Genomic DNA, 3,866 nt, shown 5'->3' on the forward strand with positions numbered 1-3,866 from the left:
ACGGCGCGGTGGTCCATCCAGACGATGATGTCGCGCTCGGCTTGATCCGAGGGACCCACTGCCAAAGGCTGACCGCCCTCGCCCAGCACGACGAGCGAACAGGTGGCGTCGAAGCCGATGCCTGCCACCTGATCGGCTGACACCGCGGCTTGCGACAGCGCGTCCTTTACGGCTTGGCAGACGGCGTTCCAGATCTCACCGCTCGACTGCTCGACGATTGATCCGCTCGCTTGATACAGGGTGATGTCATGCTTGGCCGAGCCCACCATGCGGCCGGCAAGGTCGAAGATTCCGGCCCGGGCGCTGCCCGTGCCCACGTCTACGCCAACGACGTATTGCACATCGCGCGTGCTGCCTGTCGCGCCGGGAGTCGGGTTTTCTGATGTCATAGGTCACTGCCTGCTCGATGCTTGTTATGGGGGGTTCCAGGTAAACGGCGAGCTGCATCGGGCACAAACCGGGCTCGCGCCTTTCACGCGTTTCAGAGATCAACGCTGTTTGGAAGGATCACGAGATCGCGGATGGTCACGTTGCGCGGCCGCGTCAACATGAAGAGTACCGCGTCGGCGACCTCCTTGGGCTGCATCAGGCTGCCCGACGCGAGCGCCTCATCCCTCTTCGCCTTCGGCCAGTCGTCGAGCAGCGCCGTGACGACCGGGCCCGGGGCCACTGCGCCCACCCGCACGCCATGTTTGGAGAGCTGGCGGCGGATCGTATGGACGAAGGCCTGCACCGCGAATTTGGAGGCGGTATAGATCGGCTCCCAGACAACCGGGACGATGCCCGCGATGGAACTGGTGAAAATGATGTCGCCTGATTTCTGCGCGACCATGTGTGGCAGCACGGCGTGGACCGATCGGAACGCGGCGTTGATGTTGAGGTTCAGCATGCGATCCCACTCGTCCGGATTCCCGTCGATCACCTCGCCGCCAACGTAAGCACCGGCGTTGGCATGGAAGACATCGAGGCCGCCGGCGAGGTCGAGAATTTTCGGCAGCAGCGCGGACACTTCCTGCGGCTGCAGCAGATCCACGACCAGCGGAAACGCGTTTGGCCCCAGTTCCGCGCACAGTTGCGTGAGCCTGTCCTTTGCCCGGTCAATCAGCACCACCTTCGCCCCTTCCGCGATCAGTGTGCGCGCGCACTCCAGACCAATACCCGATGCCGCACCGGTGATGGCGGCAGCCTTTCCCTTCATCATGTCAGTCATTTACTGCTCTCCAAGTTTGCTGGATTTACGCGCGGCCATGCGAGACACGGGACTGCCGGGCAAGCGAATCGACGATCACCGCAATCGCCAGCACCGCGCCGGTGATCATGAAGCGCAGCGAGGACGACAGGTTCAGCAGCGTCAGACCGCTCGCGATCGACTGGATCACGATAATGCCCAGCACTGCTGAATACGCGCTGCCGCGTCCGCCAAAGAGACTGGTACCGCCAATCACTGCCGCTGCAATGGCGTTCAGGTTTACGTCGCCGGTGCCAGCTTGCGTGCTTGCCGAAGCAAGTCGTGCCGCAGTCAGCACGCCACCGAGCGCAGCGAGACTGGCACACAGTACAAAGGCGCTGACGTAGATAGCGCCGACGTTGATACCTGCCCGCCTCGCGGCCTCGCGATTGCCGCCGACGGCGTTCATCGACCGGCCCCAGCGCGTCCTCTTGAGCGCATAGTCCATCGCGACCGCGAGGCCGAGGAAGACACCGAACATCAGCGGTACGCCTCGTCCCTGGTTAAGGTAGGCAACCACGATCTCCAACAGTACCGTGATGGTCAGGCTGCGCACGAGCAGGCTGCCCACGGAGGGCGCAGAGAGATTGGACGCACGGCGGCGCTCACGGGTGCGCAATCCGAGCAGCATCATCACGGCTCCCGGCGCGAGCGCGAGGAGATAAGAAATGGCGGCGGGGATGATGATGAGTTGCCCGAGGTTCACCAGCGTGGAGTCGTAGGGAAGGTTGATCGACCCCGTGGCGCCCAGGATGTATAGCTGCAACCCGAGGATCGCGAGCAGCCCTGCCAGCGTCGCGACAAAGCTGGGCATGCCAAACCGGTTGAGCAGCAGCGCGTACACGGCGCCGACCAGCGCGCCGATAACGACGGCGACGACGATGGCCAGCAGCACCGGCCACCCATGATTGACCCAGAGCACGCCTACGAGGGCCGAAGCGAAGCCACTCATCGAGCCCACTGACAGGTCGATCTGGCCCACCATCAACACGCAGACTATGCCAAGTGAGATCACGCCGACCGTCGAGCAGTCGAAGAGCATATTCACCAGGTTGTTGGCCGAGAGGAACACCGGGTTCAGGATGGTGAACACGGTCCAGATGATGACCAGGCCCGCGATGACTGGCAGAGACCCCAGATCGCCCGAGCGCACCCGCTCGACGAAGGCCGACACGGTGCCAACAATCCCGATGGCATGCTTGACGCGCACATCGCCGCGGTCGAGCAACGCGGCCGGCTTAGGCGCGGCCGGCTTCGGCGTGGACGGCCTCGCAGTCCCTTGCGTTTCCGGCTGCGGGGCGCCTTGCATGTCTTTACTCATCATCGTTCCTTTGACTAGGCGCCCTGCTCGGCCTGGTGCCGGTCGGCGCGGCGCGACACGGCGTTCTCGGCGGCGCCGGTAATCGCGGCCACCAAATCCTGATTCGAGGAGTCGGGATAGAAGACGCCATTGTTGCGGCCAAGTCGCAGCACCACGATCCGGTCGGCCACGGCGCGCACGTCCTCCATGTTGTGGCTGATCATGATGACTGCGTGGCCGCGGTCGCGTACCCGCTCGATCAGGTTCAGCACCTCCGCGGTCTGGGCTACGCCCAGTGCCGCCGTCGGCTCGTCGAGCATGATCAGCTTTGGATCCAGCAGCAGCGAGCGTGCGATCGCCACGGTCTGGCGTTGCCCGCCCGATAGCGACGCGACCACGTCGCGCACGCTCGGAATGCGTGCCGATAGCTCGTTCAGGAGCGTCCAGGCCTTCACCTCCATGGCGACCTCGTCGAGGCGCAGCGGATTCAGTTCGCGTCCAAGGTAGATGTTCGCAACGACATCGAGGTTCTCGCAGAGCGCGAGGTCCTGGAATACCGTGGCGATGCCGAGATCGAGCGCAGCGCCTGGATCGGGGAGTACGACCTCCTTGCCGCCGAACGTGATCGTGCCGGAGGTGGGTTGATGAACGCCGGCGAGCACCTTTACCAGCGTCGATTTCCCGGCGCCGTTGTCACCCACCAGGGCGACCACTTCGCCGGCATGCACGTCGAGTTCGATGTCCGTCAGGGCGGAGACCGCTCCAAAGTGCTTCGAGATGCCGCGCAGGCTCAGCACCGGTTCGCCGCGCGTGGACCGCGTTGCGTGGATGTCAGTCATTTGACGGTACCTCATGATGAGTAGAGGGACCCGGCTCGGCCGGATCCTGTCCGGGCGTCGCGCCGGATCAGTTCGTGATTCCTAGTTTCTTGCAGCCGTCGGCATAGCGGTCGGTGCACAGGTCTTTGGCGCTCGCGAACCCCTTGTCGACGACCTCTGCCTTGAGGTTCTTCGCCGTGATGACCGCCGGCTTGAAGAGTTGCGTCGGCGTGTTGAAGAGCGTCGTTTCACCCTTCGGGGTCTGGCCGTTCAGGAAGCCGACGGCCACCTTTGCTGCCGCTGCCGCGACGATCTCGCTCGGCTTCAGGATTGTGTTGTACTCGTCACCTGCGATGATCAATTGCAGCCCTGCGAGCGTCGCGTCATTACCGGTCACAGGCGGCACCGGATTCACACCGGCTTCCTTGAATGCCGCGACGGCGCCTCCGCCCGTTCCGTCATTGGCGGCCACCACACCTACAATCTGCGAGCCAAAGCTCGTGATCTGCCCGCTGACCCA

At 63.9% G+C, this 3,866-nt stretch carries 5 protein-coding genes; all 5 read right to left on the bottom strand.

Going from position 1 to position 3,866, the window contains the following annotated elements; all coding sequences use genetic code 11:
• The coding region (locus JWR14_RS10230; RefSeq protein WP_299705398.1) for an FGGY family carbohydrate kinase at window positions 1-389 on the bottom strand (389 nt) is incomplete at its 3' end.
• Between the two features lie 92 nt (window positions 390-481).
• The gene (locus tag JWR14_RS10235) at window positions 482-1,210 is read right to left on the bottom strand and encodes an SDR family oxidoreductase (RefSeq protein WP_299705401.1); all 729 of its coding nucleotides are present in this window, start codon (window positions 1,208-1,210) and stop codon (window positions 482-484) included.
• Window positions 1,211-1,235: 25 nt separating this feature from the next.
• Window positions 1,236-2,537, bottom strand: coding sequence for a sugar ABC transporter permease (locus JWR14_RS10240; RefSeq protein ID WP_299705403.1), 1,302 nt, complete (start codon window positions 2,535-2,537; stop codon window positions 1,236-1,238).
• 26 nt (window positions 2,538-2,563) lie between these two features.
• Entirely contained in the window at window positions 2,564-3,367 is an 804-nt protein-coding gene (locus JWR14_RS10245; protein WP_299705405.1) for an ATP-binding cassette domain-containing protein, read from the bottom strand.
• 67 nt (window positions 3,368-3,434) lie between these two features.
• Window positions 3,435-3,866, bottom strand: a 432-nt coding sequence (locus JWR14_RS10250; protein WP_299705407.1) for a substrate-binding domain-containing protein, incomplete at its 5' end; no start/stop codon positions are given.

This window comes from Caballeronia sp. (genome assembly GCF_028292365.1).
In the GTDB taxonomy this organism is placed as follows: Bacteria; Pseudomonadota; Gammaproteobacteria; order Burkholderiales; family Burkholderiaceae; genus Caballeronia.

Bases quoted from the DNA above. Each gene is read 5' to 3' on its own strand.
- JWR14_RS10235 (WP_299705401.1), bottom strand. From the start codon at position 1,210: ATGACTGACATGATGAAGGGAAAGGCTGCCGCCATCACCGGTGCGGCA.
- JWR14_RS10245 (WP_299705405.1), bottom strand. From the start codon at position 3,367: ATGACTGACATCCACGCAACGCGGTCCACGCGCGGCGAACCGGTGCTG.
- JWR14_RS10240 (WP_299705403.1), bottom strand. From the start codon at position 2,537: ATGCAAGGCGCCCCGCAGCCGGAAACGCAAGGGACTGCGAGGCCGTCC.